This is a genomic window from Pseudomonas sp. S3_B08, from assembly GCF_054667725.1.
Window position 1 is genome coordinate 151,799 of record NZ_CP162750.1, and the last position, 25,548, is coordinate 177,346.

Here is a 25,548-nt window from a genome sequence, read left to right on the forward strand (position 1 = left end):
TGCAAGTCCAGCCAAGGCTCTTGCTCCGTGCACAAAGCGCGGCGAGCCTAGCACCTGTTTATTCATACAGTAAAGGTCTTGCTTTCAATGTCCACACCCATCATTCCTTGGATGGGCGGCAAACGCCGCCTGGCCGACCGCCTCATTCCGCTTTTTCCGCCACACGAATGCTACGTTGAAGTCTTTGCCGGCGGTGCCGCGCTCTACTTCATGAAGCCCCAGCCATCGCCGGTCGAAGTCCTAAACGACATCAACGGCGACCTGGTCACGCTTTACCGCGTCGTGCAGAACCACCTCGAAGAATTTGTGCGCCAATTCAAATGGGCGCTCAGTTCGCGGCAGGTGTTCGAATGGCAGAAAATGACCCGCCCCGAAACCCTTACCGACATCCAGCGCGCCGCCCGTTTCTTCTACCTGCAGCACCATGCCTTCGCCGGCAAGGTCTCCGGTCAGACATTCGGCACGGCAACTACCGCACCGGCCATCAACCTGCTGCGCATCGAGGAAAACCTCTCGGCCGCATGGCAGCGCCTGTCCGGCACCTACGTCGAAAACCTCCCCTGGCTTGAATGCGCTGAACGCTACGACCGTGCCCACACGTTCCACTACATGGATCCTCCTTATTGGCAGACCGCCGGGTATGGCGTGGACTTTCCATTCGAGAACTACGAGCGGATGGCCGACTTCATGCGCCGCTGCAAAGGCAAAGTGATGGTCAGCATCAACGACCACCCAGACATCCGCCGCGTGTTCGAAGGCTTCCACTTCGAGACACTGGATATCCGTTACTGCAATACCAACCAGCGGCAAGGCAAAGCCGAGGTGAGCGGCGAGTTGGTAATCATGAACTGGACGCCAGAATCCTTCGGGGGCTTGTTTTGATGATGAGCAAAGCGTCAGAACCAGCCTGCCGGCATTTGGTTATCCACTGTTGGCAGGTTTGGTTGCCGCTTCTCAGACAAAATGCCCCCACGCCTGACCAAGATCTGGGGGCCAATTCAAAATAAACGGCGTTCTATTCATTGGTCGTCAACAACTGCAATGGGCCATAAAGGTGCACGCCCATCTGCCATCTACAAAAACCGATAGACGGAGGTTCCAGTCGCCGCTCTGGATTGAACCCGCCTCCGCTTGTTGCTATCAATTGGCCAAGGAGGGAAACTTTATGAACTGTATGTGCTGGATTTGTCGGGAAACCGCGGAGCTTAAATATGAGGTAGGCGACTGGCAGAACATCGACTGTCACGGCTGCGGCCGCTACCTTATCAGCAAGCAATTCATGCAGGAAAATGTGGGCAATACTGCTGACGTAGAGGTCATGAGACAGCTCATTCAAGACTCGGTGTCGGCGGGGTTAATCCCGGCAGTAATTGATGGCACGGCTAGATACGCGTTATCACCTAGAAACATACGGTGACCCCTGCAGGTCCATTCGATGGCGCGCCGAAAACGTCATGGTTAGCCAGCAAATCTGGATGATCACACTCAGAGTCTTTCGGCTAACGCTCGGTTGATCGACACTGGCCGTTTGCTTGGTCGTGACGATTCTCTAACTCTGTCGTAAACGCATGATTGCTTCGGTAATCGCGTTTGCGTTTGCGTCGAGCGTTTGCAAGGCCTCAGTAGCGTTATCGGCAACTTCATCCGCGCCCGCCCCCGAGATCCAGTGAGTAATCTCTTCTATCGCCGCACCCAGAGCATGCTGGTTATGCAGTAACAGTGTCAGCGCATCGGCAGTGGTGATATTGGAGCTTGCAGTACTTGGCATGTGGATCGTCCTTGTGAAAGCTTCGTAAAAGTGTGGTTTTTGCACGCTCAATCAGGGTAGCGCAACACTCAATCTCTTGAGGTCCATTCAGCATCGGAACAGCGCATCTGTCCCAGATCTGTCCTAGACGGCCATTTTTTGACACCAAAAACCAAAAGCCACCGACTTTCTCTAGTGAAATCAGGGGGATTGCGTTCTCTGAATTTGGCGGTGAAGGAGAGATTAGAACTTGCAACGTCTATGAGCCTTTCGCCCGCCCACGAATTCACGCCAAGCCCATCCTAATACTGTCAGAGGGTCAACGGCCGCTTTCGGCCATAAGCGGACGTTCACAAGCGGCCGCTATCTGACAGCAACGCACAGTGGACAGACTGATAGCGAAACAGTAGCGTCTGGTTTTTATCTAGGAAGTTAAACCCATGTCATCGCCGCTGCACCTCTACAAGTACGAGCGCTTTACCGCTCAGTCGCTTCAGAACCTTAAAGACCAGTTAATTTATTTCGGTTCCCCGCTCGCTTTCAATGACCCTTACGACTGCGCCCTTTCACCACGCATCAAGGAGCTAACTGACGACGATGTTGAGAAACTGCGAAGCCACTACTTAGCGAAGCCCGAAATCGAAAATGGGATTCGGCGAGAGTTCGAGAAGGCGTCTCCTACTGTGCTTCGGGATATGCTTCTTCGCATAGGTCAAGAAACCTTAGATGACATGATCAAAAGGTTTCTGTCACAACGTGGGGTCAGCTGCTTTTCTGAGAAGAAGGACAACTTGTTGATGTGGTCCCACTACGGGGATCATTGCAAAGGTTTCTGTCTGGAGTTCTCAACCTTGGCCGATCCATTTCACAAGATTAAGAAGGTCCGCTACACACAAGACATGCCAATTATCGACCTCGTTCCGATCCTGCGCGGTGGAGACTCCGACCCTGTCTCCGATCTCTATTGTACCAAAGCGATTGATTGGGCCTATGAGCACGAGTGGCGTGCTATTCATAGCCAAGCCGGAACGGCGTATCGGTATGCTTCCAAAGCACTCACCGGCATCTACTTCGGCCCCGACATGCCCCTCACTGCGATTGAGATCATCGCGTTAGTTCTCGCAGGACAGAATGAGCATGTCCAGCTCTGGCAAGGCTCTCGTAGCAAGTCTAACTTCTCAGTTGAATTTCAGCCCGTAAAGTACATGTCACATCTGGAAGCAAAGCGGCTAGGACTGCTGGGGACAGCAGGTACTTAATTGGCTACTCAAATTGCCCCCTCGAACCATGATATCTCCTGCCCGTTCAACATAGCAGGCTTCTTTCGGCCAGTTGCTGCCCTTCGCGACAGCTGGCAATCGGTCACCTATGTGAATTGGCTCAACAAGCATTTAAACGCGCGTTAGGACGAAATTCTCGGTCAGGAAGGCATGACTGACGCGGCTAGATGAGCTGATCCTCAGCGCCTTCTACAATGATTAGGGAGGCCTCTTCCCCATAATGAACTGTACCAGCGAACCAGTGGTGCAATATAAGCTCAGCTTCCCGTTCGCAGGTGCGTGCACCCACCGTCAACGCTTCCGGCAGATAAAGCATTTACCACTCAAGGCTGAGGTTTCCGCAGCATTTCTTAAACTTCTTGTTAGAGCCGCACGGACATTTTTCATTTCGCCCCGGAGTTTTTTCCTCGAAGTTACTCGAGCGAATCTCTGTGGTGTCATTCAATATGTCATGATGGCGCATTACATATTGTGCGTTTGCACGCTCTTCAGCATTCAGCGGAGTGGAGGTATCGATGACTAGTATGGTTTCTGAACCAAGTGTCGCCCCTTTGGTTGCGGAGCCGAAAACTACGATCTCCCTTGTTTTTTGGTATTTATAGGCTGCAACGTGTGCGTATAAGACCATGCAGTCCAACCTTTCTTTCCGATACTCTTCATAAGACGCGTAATCGTCACTCCAAGGGAAGAAAAGTAGTACGTATAGCCTTTTTTTATTCGACAGTGACGGAACCACCCTTGCCGAGCGAACAAACTCCGGAACCGAGTGATACTTATCGAATAATTCTTTTGCCAATCGTGCCCGGGATACCACATTCTCAGAAGCCAGAGTTTTGATTGCGTCGGAATGTTCAACCACTGAAAGGTGATGACCTTCACCGACTGTTGCGTTGACAATGCAATCAGAAAAGTTTCGAAGAATTGATGCCCACCCCGCCCCTTCCTTCTTTTCGCCGCAATGCAGGTAATAAGGTACGGTTTTAATGAATTCTCTCCAGTACCATTCGTGGATCATAAATGGCCCTTGACTCTCCCTTGGGTTTAGAATGGATCCATAACCATCTTCTTGACGATTTTCCAAATAGTAAGCTAATAGATCTTCTTCACCGCCAGTCGATAACAAATTCAGCTTTCGAATCGCGTACTCTTTTGCCTTGAGGTAGCGGATAAAATCAGTCGGGGTCGCAAGCTCTCCAAGCAGTAGATCAACACCTGTTTCGTCCAATACGTGTACGAATGTTTTCTTGGGATTAATGTCGTTGATAGTGAAAGGCCGCTCTAATACTTCCTTTTCATCGAGCGCGTAAAATGAAGCCAACGTTCCAGCACTTCCTGGCATTATAGAATCAAAATAACTCTTAGCCGCAGCTCCAACATTTCTGGTTACGCAAATCAGGTGGATTTGTAGGTCGGGCAGACTTAGATCAAAGGGGAATTGCCGTTGACATTGGCGATCTAGAAAAATCCTAGCAGGGTGATTTCTTATGAAAGATTCTGCACCATGTAATTGTTTCGCGGACTCACTAATGGCAGTTCTGTACCATCGTTTCCAAGCGACATCTGTAGGCTTGTGATTTTGAAAAACAACCTCACCCTTGTCGGAGAATAGTATGAGTGTATTGTCAAAATAAATTGTGAGATCAGCAACCTCTTTACCGCCCGAGACATCTCTATACAGGCTGGGATAGCTCCACAAGCTAAAAAAAGTTTTAGTGGCTACTTGATCTAGAACTCGCTCACTCTCATTGGCGCTTATGCCTTTTATAATTGGTTCTAGCATGAACTTCTATCCTTAGACTTTTTCGTTATGTTCAATGTATAAGGTGACACCATCAAGAATGAGCGTACCAGCATTGACCTTCGAACTCTACGCCGCTCAGCTTGAAGCATTCGGAACTAAGGTAACGCCACGAAATTTAAGGGGAGTTCAGGAGGTGTATACATTGGCTATATCCGGATAGGCAATGCCTGCGATCGGCTGTGGATTCAACCGCTCAAAGGAACGCTTTGAAGGTTTCCAATTTATCTTTAGTCTATCCGTCGATCATAGGCTTCGTCTCCCATCGGAGTAGGTGGGCTATGTGTGGCATGGTGAACGAACTTAGCGATCTACTACGCCAATCCAGACCTAACAATATGATATTGCCGAAATACTAAGTGGCGCTCAAGCCTCGGTATTTCGGGCATTGAGCGCATATCTTTTTACTACAGCGGCACGTCAGTGGTATGCCGTTATATCGAAGCAAAAATTAGAATACGATGTCGTGAATTGTTCCGTTTTCGAACCTTATATTGCAAGTAACCTCTTCGATGGAATCGAATTTCGGATTTTCGTATTGGTAACTATGGACTTTGGAGTTGTAGCTGAACGTAGCAGTTCCGTTTGATGCTTTATAATGACGAACCCTATAGTTTCCTTTTAGGAATGGAGCTTGGGGTTGCAGTAGCTTCAGGGTATCGCTCGAACCAGCATTTTTTCCTTCTTGCGCTGCTTTGGCTTTTTGACGGTATGAGTCTGCAATGACAATCTTGTATTTTTCGAGAATGGCGCTGGTGTGACGTGGGTCCATATGATCATTTGAACCGAAACCAAACGAATTAATGATCGCTTCCGCCGTTTGTATCGCTTGTTCAAAGCCGCTATTAATTTTTGCGATCATATCCTTGACATGGTCATCAGTCGTCTTCTTTTCTGGACTAAGATCGATTTGGAGGATTTTCTTAACTAGAAGCGCAACATGGTAACTCCATTTGGACAGTCGGCGTCTTGCGCAGTGCTCCTTGGATTTTGAGAAAATCAAATGGGATACGAAGTATAGGGCCGGGTGATGACTTTCATTAAAAAGAAGGCTGCTTGCTTCGTTATTGTAGTCTCGAAGCAGCTGACCATAATAAAAGTGAACTTTATGAGGCTCTTCCAGCGCTATGGATATGAATGATTTTATTAGTAGAGGTGCTGACACTGTTTCGCTCAATAGTATCGTATCATCTTCATCATATTGATGAGGTCGCCGAGCATAAAAAATGCGGTGCCCTTGCGTATTCATCGCTGCGAAGAAGTCTTCAAGTCGCTTATGATATGGCTTGATGGTTGCGAATGCTTCCTTCATCACCACCGACTGGCTGTTAGTGGCCTTAATGACACTGCTAGATAACTCAATGTCGTCAGTTTCAATAAGCTTAATCGTGACGTACATGTCATCCGTTATATGTTCTCTGTTTTCAAAAAGAACGTGGCTCGTCTGGCATCCATTGACAATTTGGAAGCCCGATATCTTAAAAACATCTCCAGAGGGTACTACCTTTTTTGCGACAACTGTTACGCCATTATTAAGAACAGAAAACAAATTTCTCTGGGCGTCACTTTTTATTGTTTCAGCAATATCCGCATTTACTTGGTTTGCGCTGCCGAGATAGTCACGAACGTTGTCGTAAAATACACCCTTATTAATACTCCCACTTTGATTCTTAATGAACTCTACATAATCTTTGCACTTAGAGACGCCCAGATATGCTGCAGTGGCCAAGGATAACTTAGGTAGTGCAACGTGGCGCTGAAACATCAAAGGCTTAGTGATTCTGTTTAATGTCTCTTTGTAAAGATTTTGTAGCTCGACAGCTCCAATCAACTTGCTCTCGACAGATGAGAACATGTATTTCAAATTTTCGATCTCGCTGATCGAGGCTTGTACTTGAGGTAAAAAATCCTTGTCAGGAAATTTTCCGTCGCCGGTGTAGACATATTTCATTGTTAATGTCGGATCACAACGAAATTTTCCGGCCTTATCATAGATGAATTGCTTGATTGCATATGCTTCTTTAAGTTCTGCCGGCTGATCTTCTAATTTCCCAGCGAAAAATATTTTAACAGTTTGCAGGAACTTAAGATAATCACCCAAGTCCACGCTAGATGAGGTTTTAGCTTGGATGAATGTAAAGCTTGTGTCGAATATACCTGTAGTAAGCGGGACGGCTGAGTTAACGCTATAAACCAAGACGTCATTAATTGCAATCGCTACCGAGTCAACCCCAATGCAACTACCTGTGCTTAGGGAATCAGGTTCAAATGTATCGTTGTAATCGTTGGCTAGCAATGAATAAACTACGAATTGTTCAAAGCGGAGGCTATCGCTATCAGTTAGAGAGTTTTTAGTTGAGAACTCTTTAAGCATGCTTTGTAGTGTGATGTTATTCATGCAAATCCTTGGCATTAATTTGAATTGTTGACGCGGAAGGGATGTCTAAATTGGTAGTCCAGGAGGATTACCGCTGCAGAGACTAGAAGCGCAGAAAATTCAGCCCTGTGTGGATTCTAACTGATGGCTATTAGCTATGCATACCCCGCAGCTTGAGAGGCTAGGTATCATCGCTATACATCAATTCACCAACCAGATTCCGTTTTTCGTGGCGCCTGCGAACGTCCGTTTTGGGTCGAATGCTGCTCATTAAACGGCTGCTTTTGGCCGACAGCGGTCGCTCCAGAACGTCCGCTTTTGGCCGAAAGCCGGCGTTGCTGTTTAGGGCAAAATTAGGGCATATGGAAGGCCGCTTGAGCCCACTGTACGCCAACGGCGAAGGACGAAAGAGCCGTTTTTGGTGGGCTCAAGCGGCCTGCAAAGACTCCAGAAGGGGTTCGAATCCCTAACCTCGGCTTGGAGTTTCATGACGACCTAGCATCGCATCTACCCCCAGCGGATTGTCGACGATTAAACAACTCTCGTTTTTTATTGGTGTCTTACCAGTGCGCCGCCGCAGAGTCATTTTTTGTATCTGGGATAGAGTCTTCTTAGGCCGCTAACCGTGGGAAAATGCATCGTTGCATCGACTTTCCGATTGGCATCGTGGTGCAGAAAGCATAGCTAATGGAAATGATTGGAAGGGGCCGAGGGGGGTTGCAGCATTGTGCGGTGCCCTCAAGGCCCATTACATCGAAACCCTTGAAATAGTCCTATTTGGAGCAGCTTGGAGTTCCGGAGTTGCAACCACAGGTCTCGCCTTTATTGCACGTTTTGGAAGAAACCTTCCCGTATACGTCGGTACAGGTGCAGCTAAATGTCTTATTATCGGCTGGGTCGTCGCTAGCCAAAACAAAGTCAGATTGAAGGGGTTTCGGAAGGAGAAAATTTTCAGAAGTGTTCTGCTCCTCAGCCGCTGTTGCTACAAACGCCAATGCAAAAAGTATTGCGGTAATTAAAGTGCGCATGTTTGTGTCCAATGATTGTACGTTTCTAGGAAATAAGATTGTAGTTAGCTGGGTGCGCGAGTATAGATTTTTTTGAAGTTTAAGTTCGTTTTTTACCGCTAATAATTATAACGGCACGTCAGTGTTACTAATGCCCGAGCAGATGTACCTTCCAGCCCTGAATAGCTGCTTTGGTGGATGATTACACTTGTTGTGGGAGATCGAAAAACAATACCTAGGCCAGCGTTTTTGATTTTATAGACAGCCTGCGCCAGGTAGGGTGTTTTCCAATCCATAGACCGTGTATTGCCCGAGTGCGATGCCATCGGAGGTGAGCAATCGCAGCATGCTTAAAAAATGGCTACTAGGCTTTGGCCTTTCGTGGATTAGACCCATAGGACTAGGGGAAGAGGGCTACTGCATCCAATCCATCACTGGAAGCATTTCGAATCCCTATTTATCCAATCGCTGCTTTTACCCAAAGCTCTCCGCAAAGGGTAATAAGCAGCTGTCTGCATGCGACTACGTGGCGTGATATACCCAGATCAGCAAGGCAAAGGATATGACGGGAACTGAAAATGATATGGGGAGTAAGAGAAGTCGTAGCTGAGGCGATGTATCAACAATTCTCAAGCAAGCGGCGAGGTGCTTAAACATAATTCGGTACCCAAATCAGTTTTTGAAGTTGAGTTCCCGGTTGATTCAAAGCAACCCAGAGATCGATCTGGAGAAGATGAAGATCTGCCCAGAATCGCCCTTTTGGGGGGCAGCGGGCTTGCACCTTGGAATGGATTCGATGCTAATTCCAGAACGTCTGTTCTGCATAGGACGAATTTAGACCCGTCCATGAGGGGCGATTGCTCTGCGGCTCACGGAGCGTGCAGTTGTCATGGGGCAAAAATGGGGCAAACCGTACGCCAATTAATGCCATTCAATGCCAAACATGCGTTTGTGCATTGAGTGGTGATATGCGCTGAGCCTCAATAAAGACGTGGGTTTGAAGCTTTACGTGGGAAATACTCCAACACAATCGGAGTGTGGGAGGACAGGTCGGAGACGGCTTTATTCATCGGATTGTCGGGCAACTCGTTAAAAGATGTAGGGCAAAGCGCGGGCAGTGGCCGGGCTTTTCCGCGATGGGCGCAAGGTTACCATGGCCAGTCTGCCCGACGCAGGCGCTGCGGTCGGGTGAGCATTTATTGACAGGGAAAAGTTGATCTATGCACGATCTATGCAAATCAGCATTTGTCTTCGCGAAAAACTTCAAGCAATATGCGCGTTATGCAAAAACGCAACGTTTCCTCCGTCTTAAGAGCACTGCTCGACCAGCACGGGATCTCCCCCACGGAGCTCCACCGTCGCACCGGCGTGCCTCAATCAACGCTCTCGCGGATTCTCAGCGGGAAGATTGTCGATCCTTCGGATAAACACATCTCGAAGATCGCTGAATATTTCAACGTCAGCACCGATCAGTTGCGCGGGCGCGCGGATGTCGCGCCAACGGCGGCCGGCACGCGCGCTGACGTGCATGCGGAACTCAAGGACATAAGCCTGTGGGACGACGACACCCCTGTCGATGACGACGAGGTGTCGGTGCCCTTTCTACGTGAGGTTGAATTGGCTGCTGGATCAGGAAGATTCGTCATCGAAGAGAGCGAGCGCTCAAGCCTGCGCTTCGGCAAGCGCAGCCTGCGCCACAATGGTGTGCAGTTCGACCAGGCCAAGTGTGTGACAGTACGCGGCAACAGCATGTTGCCGGTTCTGCGCGATGGCGCCACCGTCGGCGTCAATGCCGGCAAGTGCGGCATCGGCGACATCATTGATGGCGACCTGTATGCGATCAATCACAATGGCCAGCTGCGCGTGAAGCAACTCTATCGTTTGCCCACCGGTATCCGTCTGCGCAGCTTCAATCGCGACGAGCATCCGGACGAGGACTACAGCTTCCAGGAAATCCAGGAAGAGCAGATCGTTATCCTTGGTCACGTCTTCTGGTGGGGCATGTACGCCCGCTAGCCCCTTTCGATTCAACTGAAACCTGCCCCTCGGCAGGTTTTTTTACGCCTGCAGAAATCTCCCCACCCCTTGGCCCGCTTGGGTTTCATGCATATGCGCAAATTTAATGCATAAATAAATGCATTTACGCATTGACTGTATATGCATCCATGCATATTCTTGCCACCAAGCCGCTCGACAAAGCGGCTGGCAAGACAAGCTCTTTAGTTCCACAAGAACAGGCAGCGATGAACCGGCCTCAACGGTTCAGAGGGTTGGCAACTGACCCGGGTGTGCAGCGTAAAGCACCAGAAGCAGTTATCCGGCGGGCAGGGACCGCGGTCGGAAAAACAATCTGAATGGACTCGTACCGCGCCAGTAGCGCCGAAAAGTCAGCTTCCTTCTCGAACACAGGATTTGAAGGAAGGCGAAGGAGCGCATTACTGAAAAGCCCGGTGTGCAAGCGCCGGGCTTTTTGGAATGCCTGCCTCAAGAGAAACCGTTTGAATCCAACCCATCACTCATCAATCACCCACGGAGGCGTGACATGACAAACGAGCAACAAGCGTTGGCGGACATGCCGATCTGGCTGGTCATCCTCCTCGCTGTCGTCGGCGGGGTGTCCGGCGAAATGTGGCGCGCCGACAAGGAGGGCGCCCGCGGCTGGTCACTTGTGCGGCGTCTGGCTCTGCGTTCCGGCGCCTGCATGATCTGCGGCGTGTCAGCGATCATGCTGCTGTATGCCGCCGGCATGTCGATCTGGGCCGCTGGCGCGTTTGGCTGCCTGACGGCGATGGCCGGCGCTGATGTCGCTATAGGCCTTTACGAACGCTGGGCGGCCAAGCGTATCGGCGTCTGCGAAGTGCCGCCGCGCGACCACCCTTAACCCTGAATATTTTCCCTGCCGCCATGTTGGCGGCAGGGCTGCGCGTGGACGATTGAAAAGGAGGTCATGTATGCCCACACCGATCCAGCAGCCGTCGCAACTGTTTACAGCCATCGCGACGTCACTGCGCAACACCGCCGGCCTCAACCTCACCGTCGGCAACCATGATGATTTCACTGCACCGGGCGATCAGGCCTGGGTGCTGATCGACTTCGACCGCAATGGACCCGGGGTGCGCGCCGCTGACGGGCGAATTGCTCATGTCATGACGGTCTCTCTGCAAGTCATCCCGGCCCTTGCCGCCAGTGCATTTGCAGCGTGCGATCTGATTGCCGTGCTGAAAAACCTGATGACTGACAACCGCTGGAACATATCCGGCGATCAATGCGATCTGCCGATGAATATCGATGGCTTGCCGTCATTGCTCATCCGTGGCGATCAGCAATACAAAACCTGGACCCTGACGTTCAACCAGACACTCTACCTCGGCCCGACCTTGCTCGACGATCCGCTGGGCATGCCGAAATTCGCTCGCACCTGGGAAGTCAGCAACATCGACGACCCGGACCAGTACACCGCGCTGGAGGGCTGACCGATGTTCGATGCATTACTGCGCATGCAACTCGGCCCGATCATTGAGCGTCTGGCGGAAATGGAAGCGGAAATCGAAGACTTGCACCGCCGCGCCGAGAGTTTCTGTCGCATTGGCATCTGCCAGTCAGTTGATGCGGCGAGCAATACCTGCCAAGTCAGCCATGGTGGATTGCTCACCCCAGCGATCAAGTTCTTCAACCCCAGCGCTGGTGCGCAAAGTGAATCGCGCATCCCGACGGTGGGCGAGCAGTGCCTGCTGTTCAACTATGGCAGCGGCGAAAGCGGCGCGCAGAGTGTCGCGTTGTTCGGCTTGAACAGCGACCGTTTTCCCCCGGCCTCGACTGTGCCGACGCTGACCCGTCGGGTACATCAGGACGGCAGCGAAAGCAGTTACGACGACGCCAGCCACGCCTTGCACTGGCTCAACGGACCAACGCAATTCCACGGGTCTCGCGAGTCGCTCGAACTGAGCATCGGCCCTGCACGTCTGGCCATGACGCCACAACTGATCACCCTGCAACTGGGCGCCGTCGGCCTGAGTATCGACGCCTCGGGCGTGCACTTCAGCGGCCCCTTGGTCGATCACCAGGGCCGCGTCATCAGCCCCTGATTCAAGAGCCTCCCATGATCGGAATCGATAGAGACAGCGGGGCCACGGTCGACGACTGGCTGCAATTCGTGCAGCGCGCGACCCGGGCCCTGACCACACCGCTGGGCACTCGGCAGAAACGACCTTTGTACGGTTCGCTGATTCCCACTCTCCTCGGGCAGAACCTCGGTGACGACATTCTGCTTCTGGCACAGAGCCACGCCGCGCAAGCGTTCTACAACCCGCATAACGGTATCGATGATTTTCAGCCGCAAGTGATTGTTGCCAGTCGCCACGGCGACGGCCTGCTGCTGCGTTTTGCCGGCACCTGGAAAAACCGCCAACAAACCTTCGAGGTGGTGACATGAGCATGCTGATCCCCGGCCAGAATCAACTGGCCGAACCCGCGCTGATCACGGTTGAAGCGTTCGAAGATTTACTCAACGAGTTCAAAGCCTTCGTCGTCGAATACGTGGGTGCTCGCTCGCCGACCAGCGCCGCGAAACTCAAGGTGAGCCTGGAAAACGAAAGCGAATTGCTCACCCTCGCGCTAGAAGCGTTCTGCGTGCGTCTGCAAACCCATGAGCGCAAATACAACGCACGCATCAAACAGATGCTGGCGTGGTGGGCGACCGGCAGCAATCTCGATGCGCGGCTGGCCGACATGGGGCTTGAGCGGCAACTGCTCGATCCCGGCGACCCGGCGGCATTTCCGCCAGTGCCGGCGATTTATGAAAGTGATGACGACGCTCGGTTGCGTTATTACCTGGCACCTCATGCACCGGCGGCGGGTTCGCGGATGCAGTATCGCCGCGAGGTGTTCACCCTCGGCGAGCGGCCCACGGTGCAGGTTGAGTCCACTGATTCCGGCGTAGTGAATGTCACTTACACCTTCAACCCGGACGGCCTCGCCGCGCAGGTCAAGGATGGCAACGGGCGCCGCACTGCGCCGGGCGAAGTGCAAGTCACCGTGCTTTCTCGAGACGGCGATGGCACGCCTTCCGAAGCATTGCTCGAGGGCGTCCGTCAGCACTTTGCTCGTCCAGACGTGCGCCCGGAAACCGACCTCGTCACCGTCAAGGCTGCCGAGATCCAGCGCTACAAAATCCGCGTCGTCGCCAAGATCAATTCCGGCCCCGACTCGGGCCTGACCAAGGTCGCGGCGCAAGCACAATTGCAAGCGTATGCCGACAGTTGCCATCGCCTCGAAGGCCGGGTCGATCCGAGCTGGATCGACTACACGCTGCACAGCGCCGGCGCCGTGCAACTGCAGATTCTCGAACCGCTGACGCCGATCGTGACCACCGCGTTTCAGGCGCCGTATTGCACAGCGGTTGAAGTCGAGGTGCTGACGCTATGAGTGAAAAAACTCAGCGGCCAACCTTGCTTCCGGCCAACAGCTCGGCCCTCGAACGCGGACTGGATCTGGGCTTCGACGCCTTGCTCGACCGCATCGCGCCGCCGTTCCCGGAACTGATGAACCCCAGCGAAACGCCGGTGGCCTTCCTGCCGTATCTGGCTGCCGATCGCGGCGTCGCCGAATGGAGCACCGATGCGCCGGTGGCGGAGAAGCGCGTAACTGTCGAACTGGCCTGGCCCACCGCGCGCCAGGCCGGCACACGCAAGGCGCTGGAAAACGCCGCCAAGGGTTTGCAACTGCGCCCGGAAATCCGCGCCTGGTACGAACAGACACCGCCCGGCGCGCCGTACAGCTTTTCCGTGCGTGCCTTCAGCGACCAAACCTACAGCGAAGAAATCGACGCCCGTCTCGACCGCCGTCTGGCCGATGCGAAAAGCGAGAGGGACGTTCTCTCCGTGTCGGTGGGTTTGAGCGCATTCGGCAATCACGTCATTGGTGCTGCGACGTTTTGCGGCGAACTGACCACGGTTTATCCGGTGTTCATCGAAGGGCTTGAAACCTCTGGCGAGGCGTTCATGGTCGCGGCGTTGTACACCGTCGAAACATCCACTATTTATCCTCAGGGGGCCTGAATGGCTGACTATTACACCCTGCTCACCAACGCAGGGATTGCCTACGAAACGGCGTGCAAGGCTGCGGGTGTGCCGATCAAGTTGACGCAGATTTCCGTCGGCGACGGCGGCGGCGCGGTCTACAACCCGGCCGCCACCGCGACCGCTCTGAAACGCGAAGTCTGGCGCGGACCGCTCAACGCACTGTTCCAGGACGAGAAAAACCCGAGTTGGCTGCTCGCCGAAGTCACTATCCCGCCGGACGTCGGCGGCTGGTATGTGCGTGAAGCCGGGCTGTGGACCGACACCGGCATTCTCTACGCTATCGTCAAATACCCGGAGTCGTTCAAACCGGTGCTAGCGACGTCGGGTTCAGGTAAAGAGTTTTATATCCGCTCGATTTTCGAGACCAGCAATGCCTCGCTGGTGACCTTGTTGATTGATGACACGGTGGTCAAGGCTACTCGTGCGTGGGTCATGAGTTATCTGGCTGAAGAACTCGGCAAACTTGATGGCAAGCAGTCGGTGCGCGTTGCGGCGACTGCCAATGTCGTGATGAACAGCGCGCAGCAGATTGATGGTGTGGCAGTGATCGCCGGCGATCGTGTGGTGCTGACGAGCCAGACGCTGGCCAAGGACAACGGCTTGTGGATCGTTGCCAATGGCGACTGGGTGCGGGCCACCGATGCCAACACCAGCGCCAAGGTTACCCCGGGCCTGACGGTAATGGTGGAGGAGGGCGTAGCGAATGGAGATTCGCTGTGGCACCTGACCACCAATGCGCCGATCACCCTCGGCACGACTGCGCTGACGTTCAAGATGCTCGCGGGGCGCACCGGGATTGCAGCCGGGACTTATAAGAGTCTGACGGTTGATGAATATGGCCGGGCGACTGCCGGTGCCAATCCGGAAACGCTGGCAGGGTTTGGCATCAAGGACTCGTACACCAAGGCTGAAGTTGAGGCGTTGATCGCCAAGGCTTCCGCGTTGCCAGTTGGATCGATTGTGGCGTTTCCGGTTGATGCGCCACCGCCGGGTTTTCTGGAGCTGGATAACAGCGTCAAGAGCAGTGCGACGTATCCGGACCTGAGCGCTTATCTGGGCGGCAAGTTCAACAAGGGGGACGAGGGGGGTGGGAACTTCCGTTTGCCAGAGGCGCGCGGGGAGTTTTTGCGGGGTTGGGATCATGGGCGGGGCGTCGATGGAGGTCGGGCGCTCGGCAGCTATCAGGCTGATACGTTACAGAACATTACCGGGACTTTTGACGGCTATCTTGATATCAACACGGCAAGTGGCGCGTTCGGGTTGGCGAATTTGAGCGGAGCCCTGAGTCCGCTTAACCAAAAAGCTGCTTACCACGGTGTGTTGTTTGATGCTTCAAAAGTAGCGCGTACCTCTGCGGAGACACGCCCGCGCAATCTCGCGATCATCTGGTGCATAAAAGCTTGGAACGCCCCTGTCAACCAGGGGACCATTGATATCGCTGCGCTCTCTGCTTTGGCGCAACAAGCCTCCGAAACCAATCAAGGGACAGCGAAAGTTGCCACTCAAGCGCAGACGAATACCGGCGCCGATGACAGCGCTATCGTTACACCAAAAAAAATGACCTGGGGCTTTCAATTTCAGAAAAGTGGGGTCGGTTACTGTGTATTCCCGTCTTGGCTGGGAGGATTCACTATCCAGTGGGGAATTTACTCAGTTGTCTCAAGCACGGCGGATCAAGCAATTCCTTTTCCACTCACATTTCCTAATTCCGCGCTATCAGCCATCGCAATTAGTGACTATACCCCGGGCTCCGGGTCAGTCGGATTCGTTGCGTTAGGCGCGTTAAACAAGAACGGCTTTACAGTTCGGTCTTCTTCGGGCACTTCAACTCGATGGCTCGCAGTTGGTTGCTGAGGAAAAAATATGACTAACAAATACATGACGTTTGATGAGTCAGGCCACATTAAAGATCGCCTGATTCGAGGTGTTTGCGATATACCCGAGGGAGCGGTTCGCATTAGCGAAGAACTTTGGCTGCAGTCCGCGATAGACATGACAGGACAATGGTGTCTAGTCGATGGAGCGCTTACCAAAATACCATTTGAAGACAAAGTAGATTTTGCAAAGTTAATCGCTGTTGAACGGTTCCACCGGGAAACATCTGGTGTGGAATTTCAAGGCTCTACAGCGGATACCACGCGAGACGGTCAGGCATTGGTCGCAAGTGCTGCGGTAGCTGCAATTCTAGACCCGTCTTACAAGTGTGCATGGAAGTTTTCTGAAGGTTTCGCCGAGTTGGAGGCTGCCCAGATAATTGCAATGGCGACTTTGATTCGGACCCATGTTCAAGATTGTTTTGATCGTGAACGAGTATTGTTGGCAGCCGTTGAGTCTGGTGAATGTACTGAGGAGATGATCCATCAAGGCTGGCCAAACTCAGCCCGGTTAAACAACCTTCCTGAGCTATAACCGCCCCGACCTCAAGCGCTTTTTCTTATCCCTTCAAAACACCCCCCCCCCAAAAAAGCCCCTCCCTCCCGAGGGGCTTTCCCGTTTATGGAGAAACGAAAAATGGCAACCCGCCAAACCTACACCGTGCTCGTCCCATTCCCCACCGGCGGTGGGCATTGGTCGAGCGTTGGTCAAGAACTCGATCTGCTCGATGTCGAGGCCAGTGCCTTGCACTTTGCCGGGCGACTTGAGCCGAAAACCCCTATCACCCAGGCCAAAAAGGCCGCTGCCAAGAAGGCTGACTGAACATGGCTGAGGTTCTGAACTTCGAGCACAACGGCATTACCGTCAATGCCACCGAATCCCCCGAGGCCATGGGTGGCCTGGGTGACAACGTCATCGGTCTGGTCGGCACCGCGCCGAAAGCCGATCCGCTGATTCCGCGAAACGCGCCGTTTCGCATCAACAGCTTCACCACCCATGCGCTGCTCGATCCGACTGGGTCGGAAGAGGGCACGCTGTACCACGCGGTCTACCAGATCCTCAAAGTGGTCAAGGTGCCGGTCTACGTGGTCATCGTCGAGGCAGGCGCGACACCGGCCGACACGGTCAACAATGTGATCGGCGGTGTCGAGCCGGCCACTGGCCGCAAGCTCGGTCTGGCGGCGCTGGGCAGTGTCCCGGAAGACCTGACCATCATCGGCGCGCCGGGCTTCACCGGCACTAAAGCGGTGGCCGGCGAGTTCGCCGCGTTCGGCAAGCGTATCAAGGCCCGTGTAGTGCTGGACGGCAAGGATGTCTCGGTGGCCGATCAGGTCCTGTACAGCCAGGAACTCGGCGGGGCCGAACTCGGTTTCGACCGTTGCCTGGTGGTGCACAACATGCCCGCCGTGTATTCGAAAGCGGCGAAGAAAAACGTCTTCCTGTCGCCCTCCAGTCTGGCGATTGCCGCGCTGGCCAAGGTCAAGCAATGGGAGAGCCCGGGCAACCAGGTGACTTTCGCCGAAGACGTTTCGCGGGTCGTCGAGTACAACATCCTCGATACGTCCACCGAAGGCGATCTGCTCAACCGTTACGGCGTCAGCTACTACGCCCGCACCGTGCTTGGCGGCTTCTCGCTGCTGGGTAACCGCTCGATCACCGGCAAGTTCATCAGCTACGTCGGCCTCGAGGATGCGATCAGCCGCAAGCTGGTCAAGGCCGGCCAGAAAGCCATGGCCAAGAACCTCACCAAATCCTTCATGGATCAGGAGGTCAAGCGCATCAACGACTGGCTGCAGACCCTGGTTGCCGATGAAACCATTCCCGGCGGCAGCGTGTATCTGCACCCGGAACTCAACAGCGTCGAGAAGTACAAGAACGGCACCTGGTACGTGGTCATCGACTACGGCCGCTACGCGCCGAACGAACACATGGTTTATCAACTCAACGCCCGCGATGAAATCATCGAGCAGTTCCTGGAGGACGTTCTCTAATGTTTACCAACCGCGTAAGACAGGCCATCGCGGCCACCCTGCAAGGCCTGCCGTTGTCGGCGACCGTTGAGGAATTCACCCCGCCGAAAATCGAATTCGACATGGAAGAGATGCGTGGCGGGCGCTTTATCGTCGAAGAAATGGCCAAGGGCGGCAAAGCGCTCGGCGCCAAGCTGACCCTGCAAGGCCTCGGCGCCGAGGTTCTGCTGGCGCTGGGCGTGAAGCTGGGCGACGACATTCTGCTGAACGTGCGTGAAGCCGGTCAGGATCAGGACGGCAATACCTGGTTCACCTACCACACCGTCGGCGGCCAGTTGAAATCCCTTGAGGAAACCGCAGTGAAAATGGGCGAGAAGCCCAAGACCAATCTGGAACTGTCCTGCCGCACCTACAACCGCCTGGAAAACGGCGTGCCGGTGATCGACATCGACGTGCGCACGCAGAAATTCGTGCTCAACGGCGTCGACATCCTCGGTGATGCACGGCGTGCGGTGTTGATGCCGTAAACCCCGGTTTACCGGCAAATCACAAAACCCTGTGGGAGCGAGCCTGCTCGCGAAAGCGGTCGTTCAGTTACATCAATGTCGAATGTGCCAAAGCCTTCGCGAGCAGGCTCGCTCCCACAGTGGATCTAAACGAATCACCAAGGAATTCATACATGCCGTGGATGCCCCCCCAACACGAACTGCTGTCGCCGATCACCGGCGACGATGGCTCGCTGATCGAATCTATCCAGCTCAAACCGCTGTTCTACGCCGCACAAAAAGATGCGCTGGAGCGCGCCGGCGATGACGAAGACGATCAGTTCTTCGAGCTGGCGCTGCTCGCCACCGGCCTGTCGGTGAAAGAGCTCGATCAACTCAAACGTCCGGACTACGTAAGCATCGCTCAGTACGTCCATGAGATGTCGACCCGGCCGAGTGCGTACTTTCTTGACCAGATCGATGACGCGGAGAAATCCGACGATCCCGACCAGGTGCAATTGCTGCAACCGCTCGCCGTCACCGGCCGCACCGTCGACTCGCTGAGCCTGGAAATGCCCGTGCTGCGCGCCACCAAAGTGATGAAGAAACTGAAGACGGCCAAGGAACGCGCCGAATTCATCACCGCCCACTGCACCGGCCTGATGATCCCCGATCTGGCCCACCTGACCGTCCCCGACTGGACGCAATTGCAGGTGCGCATCGACGATTTTTTAAACCAGCCGGCGGCCTACTTTCGGAACGCGACATCGAAGTAATCCTCGATATCGTCCCGCTCATTTACCCGGTAAGTGAAGCGGAGATTCTGGAATGGGACGCCGAAAAGGCGTTGCGCCGCTACGACATAGCGATCACTCGCCTTGGCGTGAAACAGGAGTAGAGCGGCATGGCAGAAAGCAAATTTGCGCCAATGAATGCCGATGAGCGGGGGGGCGCAGCAACCGGTGATATCCGCTTGAACATGGCTGCGGCAAACCCCGGCCCCGGACCGATCATCGGCGATCAATATCCCCAGCTGAGTCAGGCGCTCGTCACCGCAAGTATCAGGATCGATGCGTTGACGACAGCGATCGATTCATTGCGATTGGCATTGTCCAACTTGCGGATGCTCTCGTTGAGTTCCACCGCGAACGGTGAAGCCACCAGCGCGTCGGCAGCGCCGGATGAGGCCGCCGAGCGGACCAAGGCACCAGAAAGTGTGAGGCCGGCGATTGACTTTTATTCGGCGGCGGCCGATCTGGGTAGCGCGGCACAATTGACGCCAGTGCAGGCCAACGAAATCGCACTGTCGAGCTTGATCATGGCCAGTAAGCCGATGGTGGCGGCGGGAGGCACCAGCGGTATCGAACTGATCAAGGTTGCAACGCTGGCCGCCGACTCAGGAATTGGCAATGAGCTGACCAACGCGTCGGACAAGTCTTTTGAGCTGCTCAACTTCGCCAGCGACGCTGCGGTCGTAGCGTCGGCACTCAAAATCCCAGCGATGGAAGTCGCCGAGATGATGACGGTGTGGCGCACCTCGATGAAGCTCACTCGCGATCAGGCGTTTGACCTCGCGGATGCGACACACCTGCTCGGCAAAATGCCGGGTGGCGTCAAGTCCGCCGACATCGGCGCCGTACTCAAGCAATCAGGCGAGGCGACGCTCACAGCAGGCTTGCAGCCCCAGCAGGCCGCAGCGCTGTCGGCAGCCTTGCTCCGCAGCGGAACGGGCAAAGACGATGCCGGGCAGGCGTTGAAAAGCCTTTCAGCTGCCTTGGGCAAAGGTGACAGCGTCTCCGCCGCAGAACGTGGCGCCTGGAAGCAGTTGGGACTTGATCCTGCTGCCGTGACCGCTGCAATGCATGACCCCGACAAGCAGAATGCCCAGGGTGCGCTGCTCTCGGTGCTTGCCGCGCTGCACGCAAAACCTGTCGAACAACGCGCCACGCTGGCGCGAAGCCTGTTTGCTGACAGCGCCAATGCGGTGCAGTTGTTGGCGCAGAATCCGGGCGATGTCAACGAGGCCTTTTCGCAAGTAAAGGACAAAAGTCAGTACGCGACTTCGGTGATCGGTGAGCGGAGTTCGGTGCGCCAGTCTGCACTGGCACGCTCCAATTCCCCGCAAGGACAGTGGAATGCTCAGACTGCTCGAAACGAGCGCTTGGCTATCGCCAGCGCCCAGGCGGTGGCGCCCTCTCCTGAAGTGCTGAGCGTTGCCGGTGCCGGCATCGACAGGATGAGTGAATTCGCTGAGGACCATCCGACGATCACGGCGGGGGTCATTGTTTTGGGTTCAGCCCTGAAAAAGCTATTCGATCTTGTGTTGGACGCCGGTGTCGATGAGGCGAAAGACCGGTTGCGCAAACGGATACCTGGTAGCGCCCTGGCGAATCCCCCCGATCTTTCGTCAACAGCAGATTCTGCATCGAGGCTCGCAGCGGACAAGCCGGTGACAGGGATTGCCAGTCTGGCTCCTGCGGCCGGTGCGGAAATGGCAATTGGCGAACGAGCATCATTGGTCGATACGCCGCACCTCGGGCCATCGACGGTTTCTCTGGAGGCTATTTCGCAGGCGATTCCGGCATCGAGCAGAAACGCGCAAACTGCTTTGAGTGAAAGACTTGCTATCACCGCGCCTGACACGCTTTCTGCGCCCGCCCAAGTGAGCAAGGATCTGGCGAGCGCCCATGCGTCTGACCAGCACGTGACCTACGCACCTTCGGTCCAGGTCTACTGCAGCGACCCCGGCAGCTCGGACAAGATCGGTATGTTGGTCGCGCAGCATCTGCAAAACCAGTTCATGCAAATGACCCCGCTGCTCACCAACAACCCCCTTGCCACCCGCCGCGACGCGGCCCTGACCGATGGAGTCGCCTGATGAAACAGCAAATGGCATTGGGCAGTTTCATCTTCGGCCTGTCGCGCAACTTTGCGTACCACCAGTTGCTGCGCAAGTCTGACGGCGGCTGGACCGAGATACAGATCCTCACCAGCAAACCCAAGTCCAGCCAGACCGGACAGAAACCGGAAACCCTGACCATTACCGGCAAGTCGATGTACGCCGTAGCCATGGATCGGCTCGATGAATTGCGAGCTTTGCAGGCGCTGCGTATCCCGCTGCCGTTGATCGACGGGATTGGTCGAAACTGGGGCCTGTGGCGGATCAGCAGCGTTCAGGAAACCCAGACCCAGATCATCGATGACGGTACGGCGATGGTAGTCGATTGGGTCATCGAACTAGCGGAGTTCAACAATGCGTAAAGCACGAAGCGTGGCCGGTGATTCGGTGAATCTGCTTCTCTACCGCGAAACCGGGCGCAGTGATGACGCTGCCGAAGAAGTGCTGTGGAAGCTCAACCCGACCCTGGCCGAACACGGGCCAATTCTGCCCGCCGGCGTCTGGATCGTGCTACCGGAACTGGATGTGAAACCCGCCGTGGTCAAAGCAGCGACGGCGTGGGATTAAGGAGGTTGAATGGCACTGGGATTTACGCCGGCAGTGAATATCTACGGGGCCAACGCGGCCCTGCTCAATCAGCGCCTGATCAGTTGGGAGCACATCGATGCCGCCGGTTTCGAGTCCGATCAGCTGACGCTGACCATCGATCTGGAGGGCCTTGAAGGGCTGCCGAGTCTGGGTGGAAAAATTGGCCTGCAAGTTGGTTATCGAGAAACCGCAATGGTCGATAAAGGCCAGTTCAAAGTGACGCGTCTGACGCCGACACTGTTTCCGTTTCGCCTCACCCTGGTGGCCACTGCGGCGCCATTCAGCAAGGATGATGAAACCGGCTTCAAGCAGCGCCGCACCGCCAGTCATGGGCCAACGACGCTGGGTGGATTATTTCGCAAGCTGGTGGAGTTGCACGGCTTTTCGCCTCGGGTCGCGCCTGAGATTTCGTTGATCCGCATCGAGCACATTGACCAGTCCAACGAGACCGACATGGGGTTTGTCACGCGTCTGGCGAAAAAATACAACGTCGTCGCCAAGCCTTACGGCGATGTTTATGTGCTGGCGCGGCCCGGGCAGACCAAGTCGTTGTCGGGGCAGATTCTGCCGGACGTGACGCTGTCGGTTACCCACAACAATCGCCCCGGCGATCACGCCTTCATCAGCGCCACGCTGGAAGAATCTGCCCGCGAGCAGGCCAAGGGCTGCAAGACCTGTTTCTGGGATGCGGCGGCCGGGGTGCTGCGCTGGGTTGAAACCGGTGTTGCGCCGTTCAAGACGCTGCGCCAGAAGCAGCCCAGCGAAGCTGATGCCATCGCAGTAGGCGAGGGCGAAGTGCGCAAGATGCTGCGGCAGAAGTACAAGGTGCAAATCACCTGCCCGGGGGATCCACGGCTCGCGGCCGAAGGGCTGGTATTGCTCGATGAGAGCTGGCCGGACTTCATGCGCGGACGCTGGTCGATCGACAAGGTCACCGCCAGCGGCAGTCGCGAGAACAGCTATCGCTGCCTGATTGATGCGTCGTGCCTGGATCCCAAGGCGGAACAGTAATCCTGAACCGAGTGCATATTCCTGTGGGAGCGAGCCTGCTCGCGAAAGGGACGTCAGCTTCAGCATCGATGTGACTGATCGACCGCTTTCGCGAGCAGGCTCGCTCCCACAGGGACTGCGGCGTTCACTGTAATTTCTCTTACTTCGGAACACCCCCATGAAGATCACCCCGATCCTCACGCAACTGCGTGGGCAATGCCCTGGCCTTGCCAATCATATTTCGGTGGGTGTCGATCTGGCGTTGCTGCAAGGCAACCCCGATCTACCGACGCCCTCGGCTCACGTACTGCCGCTGGCCGATCTGGCCAGTCCTGGCACCACCCAAAACCTCACCACCCAACCGATCCGCGAGCGCTTCGAAATCGTTCTGGTGCTTGACGCTACCGACGCGACAAAAGCGCTGGATGGGTTGCACGACCTGCGCGCCGAACTGTGGCGCGCGCTGGTGGGGTTCAAACCCGATTCCGACTACAGCGCCATCGTCTACGACGGCGGCGAGATGGTCTCGATCAACAGCAGCCGCGCCTTCTATCGGCTGCGTTTTTATGCCGAGTTCCAGCTCGGCCGCAATCTGCCAAGTCAGCCTGCGGAGAGTTGGCACGAGCGCGAACTGGACGCTTTGTCGTCCTTTACCGGGATGACGGTGCGGGTCGATGCGATCGATCCGGCCGACCCCAATCTGCAACGCCCGGGTCCGGATGGCCGGGTGGAAATGACTTTCTCTGGAGACGTAACCCCATGAGCAACCGCATCACCGTAGTGCCGGCCGCTGGCCGTGTCGTACCTGACCCGGAGGCGGGCGACTTGCTGCCGGCCGCAGGCCGAGAAGTGCTGGACAGCGCCTGGTGGCGCCGGCGTCTGGCCGACGGCGATATCACACTCAAAACCGCAAAAGCGGCTAAACCACAGGGAGCCAAATAATGGCGATCGGATTCAGCAACATCCCGGCGGACATTCGTGTTCCGCTGTTCTATGCCGAAATGGACAACTCGGCCGCCAACAGCGCGACCTCGGCCATGCGCCGTTTGATCGTCGCGCAGGTCAACGACAATATTGCCCCGATTGAGGTCGGCAAACTGGTGCTGGTTTCCAGCGTGGCGCTGGCGAAAAGCATCGGCGGCCAGGGCTCGATGCTCGCTTCGATGTACGAGACCTTCCGCAAGGCTGACCCGATCGGCGAGATCTGGTGCCTGCCGCTGCACAACACTGAAGGCGCTACCGCCAAAGGTGTGTTGACCCTGACCGGCACCGCAACTCAAGCGGGCATGCTCAATCTGTACGTCGGCGGCGTGCGCGTGCAGGCCACCCTGGTCAATGGCGCCACCGCCGCTCAAGCGGCAACCGCACTGGCGCAGAAAATCAACGCCACTGCCGACCTGCCAGTCAGCGCAGCCACTGCCGAAGGCGTGGTCACCCTGACCGCCAAATGGACCGGCGACAGCGGCAACGACATCAGCCTGCAATTCAATCGCCTGGGCAAGAGCAACGGCGAAGAAACTCCGGCCGGTCTGACCAGCGCAATCACCGCCATGACCGGCGGCGCCGGTGTGCCGGATCAGATCGCCGCCGTCGCGGCTCTAGGCGATGAGCCATTCGAATTCATCGCCTTGCCGTGGTCCGACCTGGCCACCCTCAACACCTGGCAAGCGGTGATGGATGACAGCACCGGGCGCTGGTCGTGGGCCAAGCAATTGTTCGGTCACGTCTACAGCGCCAAACGCGGCACGGTCGGTACGCTGGTCGCTGCCGGCCAGGCGCGCAACGATCAGCACATGACCATCCAGGCGCTGGAGCCGGGCGTACCACAACCGTTCTGGGTACAAGCGGCGGCACTGGCTGCGCGCACGGCGGTGTTCATCTCCGCCGATGCCAGCCGTCCGACGCAAAGCGGCAGCCTGCCGGGTGTTGACCCGGCGCCGGCCAGCGAGCGCTTCACCCTGACCGAGCGTCAGTCGCTGCTCAACTACGGCATCGCTACTGCGTACTACGAAGGCGGTTACGTGCGCATCCAGCGCTCGATCACCACCTACCAGAAGAACGCCTACGGCCAGGCCGACAACTCCTATCTGGACAGCGAAACCATGCACCAGTCGGCGTTCATCGTGCGTCGTCTGCAAAGCGTGATCACCAGCAAATACGGCCGCCACAAACTGGCCTCCGACGGCACGCGTTTCGGTGCCGGCCAGCCTATCGTCACCCCGGCGACCATTCGCGGCGAGCTGATCGCGCAGTACGCCAAACTCGAACTGGAAGGCCACGTGGAAAACGCCGAGCTGTTCGCCGAGCACCTGATTGTCGAGCGCGACGTGCAGGACCCGAGCCGCGTGAACGTGCTGTTCCCGCCGGATTACATCAACGGTCTGCGCGTGTTCGCACTGCTCAACCAGTTCCGTCTGCAGTACGACGACGCGGCCTGATCCGCGCAGTCGGC

Annotated in this window: 25 protein-coding genes; 22 read left to right on the forward strand and 3 right to left on the reverse strand. The window is 55.5% G+C overall.

What is annotated here, in order from left to right; translation table 11 throughout:
• Positions 1-87 precede the first annotated feature (87 nt).
• Positions 88-882, forward strand: a complete 795-nt coding sequence (locus AB4N73_RS00710; RefSeq protein ID WP_423662449.1) for a DNA adenine methylase — start codon at positions 88-90, stop codon at positions 880-882.
• Between the two features lie 667 nt (positions 883-1,549).
• Here the strand turns inward: AB4N73_RS00710 and AB4N73_RS00715 are convergent.
• Positions 1,550-1,768, reverse strand: a complete 219-nt coding sequence (locus tag AB4N73_RS00715) for a hypothetical protein (protein WP_423662451.1) — start codon at positions 1,766-1,768, stop codon at positions 1,550-1,552.
• Between the two features lie 419 nt (positions 1,769-2,187).
• On the opposite strand from AB4N73_RS00715, the gene AB4N73_RS00720 reads away from it, so the two are divergent.
• The gene (locus tag AB4N73_RS00720; protein WP_460142812.1) at positions 2,188-3,006 is read left to right on the forward strand and encodes a DUF2971 domain-containing protein; all 819 of its coding nucleotides are present in this window, start codon (positions 2,188-2,190) and stop codon (positions 3,004-3,006) included.
• A 337-nt stretch (positions 3,007-3,343) separates the two neighbouring features.
• On the opposite strand, the gene AB4N73_RS00725 is transcribed toward AB4N73_RS00720, so the two are convergent.
• Positions 3,344-4,807: an SEC-C metal-binding domain-containing protein gene (locus tag AB4N73_RS00725; protein WP_460142813.1), complete on the reverse strand. Its 1,464-nt coding sequence runs from the start codon at positions 4,805-4,807 to the stop codon at positions 3,344-3,346.
• Positions 4,808-5,276: 469 nt separating this feature from the next.
• The gene (locus AB4N73_RS00730) at positions 5,277-7,223 is read right to left on the reverse strand and encodes an AIPR family protein (RefSeq protein ID WP_460142814.1); all 1,947 of its coding nucleotides are present in this window, start codon (positions 7,221-7,223) and stop codon (positions 5,277-5,279) included.
• Between the two features lie 2,258 nt (positions 7,224-9,481).
• On the opposite strand from AB4N73_RS00730, the gene AB4N73_RS00735 reads away from it, so the two are divergent.
• From AB4N73_RS00735 to AB4N73_RS00830, 20 genes are all read left to right on the forward strand, one after another.
• Positions 9,482-10,225 (forward strand): LexA family transcriptional regulator, encoded by a 744-nt coding sequence (locus AB4N73_RS00735; RefSeq protein ID WP_056783238.1) that lies wholly within the window; start codon positions 9,482-9,484, stop codon positions 10,223-10,225.
• A 526-nt stretch (positions 10,226-10,751) separates the two neighbouring features.
• Positions 10,752-11,090: a phage holin family protein gene (locus AB4N73_RS00740; protein WP_056783240.1), complete on the forward strand. Its 339-nt coding sequence runs from the start codon at positions 10,752-10,754 to the stop codon at positions 11,088-11,090.
• 70 nt (positions 11,091-11,160) lie between these two features.
• On the forward strand, positions 11,161-11,682 hold the full coding sequence (locus tag AB4N73_RS00745; protein WP_056783242.1) for a hypothetical protein: 522 nt from the start codon (positions 11,161-11,163) through the stop codon (positions 11,680-11,682).
• Between the two features lie 3 nt (positions 11,683-11,685).
• On the forward strand, positions 11,686-12,294 hold the full coding sequence (locus AB4N73_RS00750) for a phage baseplate assembly protein V (protein WP_252868876.1): 609 nt from the start codon (positions 11,686-11,688) through the stop codon (positions 12,292-12,294).
• 14 nt (positions 12,295-12,308) lie between these two features.
• Entirely contained in the window at positions 12,309-12,641 is a 333-nt protein-coding gene (locus AB4N73_RS00755) for a hypothetical protein (protein ID WP_056783245.1), read from the forward strand.
• Complete coding sequence (locus AB4N73_RS00760; RefSeq protein WP_423663568.1) at positions 12,638-13,633, forward strand: baseplate J/gp47 family protein; 996 nt, start codon at positions 12,638-12,640, stop codon at positions 13,631-13,633. Before AB4N73_RS00755 ends, AB4N73_RS00760 begins: the two co-directional genes overlap by 4 nt.
• The gene (locus AB4N73_RS00765; RefSeq protein ID WP_252868878.1) at positions 13,630-14,265 is read left to right on the forward strand and encodes a phage tail protein I; all 636 of its coding nucleotides are present in this window, start codon (positions 13,630-13,632) and stop codon (positions 14,263-14,265) included. The genes AB4N73_RS00760 and AB4N73_RS00765 overlap by 4 nt, the downstream gene beginning before the upstream one ends.
• Positions 14,266-16,143 carry a phage tail-collar fiber domain-containing protein gene (locus AB4N73_RS00770; RefSeq protein ID WP_460142815.1) on the forward strand — a complete coding sequence of 626 codons (1,878 nt, stop codon included), beginning with the start codon at positions 14,266-14,268 and terminating at the stop codon, positions 16,141-16,143.
• Between the two features lie 9 nt (positions 16,144-16,152).
• Positions 16,153-16,698, forward strand: a complete 546-nt coding sequence (locus AB4N73_RS00775; RefSeq protein WP_305382320.1) for a DUF4376 domain-containing protein — start codon at positions 16,153-16,155, stop codon at positions 16,696-16,698.
• 102 nt (positions 16,699-16,800) lie between these two features.
• Positions 16,801-16,986 (forward strand): hypothetical protein, encoded by a 186-nt coding sequence (locus tag AB4N73_RS00780; RefSeq protein WP_039762525.1) that lies wholly within the window; start codon positions 16,801-16,803, stop codon positions 16,984-16,986.
• Between the two features lie 2 nt (positions 16,987-16,988).
• Positions 16,989-18,155, forward strand: a complete 1,167-nt coding sequence (locus tag AB4N73_RS00785; protein WP_016771437.1) for a phage tail sheath protein — start codon at positions 16,989-16,991, stop codon at positions 18,153-18,155.
• The gene (locus AB4N73_RS00790; RefSeq protein ID WP_039762530.1) at positions 18,155-18,661 is read left to right on the forward strand and encodes a phage major tail tube protein; all 507 of its coding nucleotides are present in this window, start codon (positions 18,155-18,157) and stop codon (positions 18,659-18,661) included. The genes AB4N73_RS00785 and AB4N73_RS00790 overlap by 1 nt, the downstream gene beginning before the upstream one ends.
• A 152-nt stretch (positions 18,662-18,813) precedes the next feature.
• Entirely contained in the window at positions 18,814-19,395 is a 582-nt protein-coding gene (locus AB4N73_RS00795; protein ID WP_305382322.1) for a phage tail assembly protein, read from the forward strand.
• Positions 19,396-19,523: 128 nt separating this feature from the next.
• A complete protein-coding gene (locus tag AB4N73_RS00800; protein ID WP_460142817.1) occupies positions 19,524-21,497 on the forward strand; it encodes a phage tail tape measure protein in 1,974 nt (657 codons plus the stop codon).
• Positions 21,497-21,880, forward strand: a complete 384-nt coding sequence (locus AB4N73_RS00805) for a phage tail protein (RefSeq protein WP_041478101.1) — start codon at positions 21,497-21,499, stop codon at positions 21,878-21,880. The genes AB4N73_RS00800 and AB4N73_RS00805 overlap by 1 nt, the downstream gene beginning before the upstream one ends.
• A complete protein-coding gene (locus tag AB4N73_RS00810) occupies positions 21,873-22,085 on the forward strand; it encodes a tail protein X (protein ID WP_056783262.1) in 213 nt (70 codons plus the stop codon). Before AB4N73_RS00805 ends, AB4N73_RS00810 begins: the two co-directional genes overlap by 8 nt.
• A 9-nt stretch (positions 22,086-22,094) precedes the next feature.
• A complete protein-coding gene (locus AB4N73_RS00815; RefSeq protein WP_041478099.1) occupies positions 22,095-23,117 on the forward strand; it encodes a phage-like tail protein in 1,023 nt (340 codons plus the stop codon).
• A 157-nt stretch (positions 23,118-23,274) separates the two neighbouring features.
• Complete coding sequence (locus tag AB4N73_RS00820; RefSeq protein ID WP_041478098.1) at positions 23,275-23,859, forward strand: phage tail terminator protein; 585 nt, start codon at positions 23,275-23,277, stop codon at positions 23,857-23,859.
• Entirely contained in the window at positions 23,856-24,038 is a 183-nt protein-coding gene (locus tag AB4N73_RS00825; protein WP_024011856.1) for a DUF2635 domain-containing protein, read from the forward strand. Before AB4N73_RS00820 ends, AB4N73_RS00825 begins: the two co-directional genes overlap by 4 nt.
• Positions 24,038-25,534 carry a phage tail sheath subtilisin-like domain-containing protein gene (locus AB4N73_RS00830; RefSeq protein WP_460142818.1) on the forward strand — a complete coding sequence of 499 codons (1,497 nt, stop codon included), beginning with the start codon at positions 24,038-24,040 and terminating at the stop codon, positions 25,532-25,534. Before AB4N73_RS00825 ends, AB4N73_RS00830 begins: the two co-directional genes overlap by 1 nt.
• Positions 25,535-25,548 lie beyond the last annotated feature (14 nt).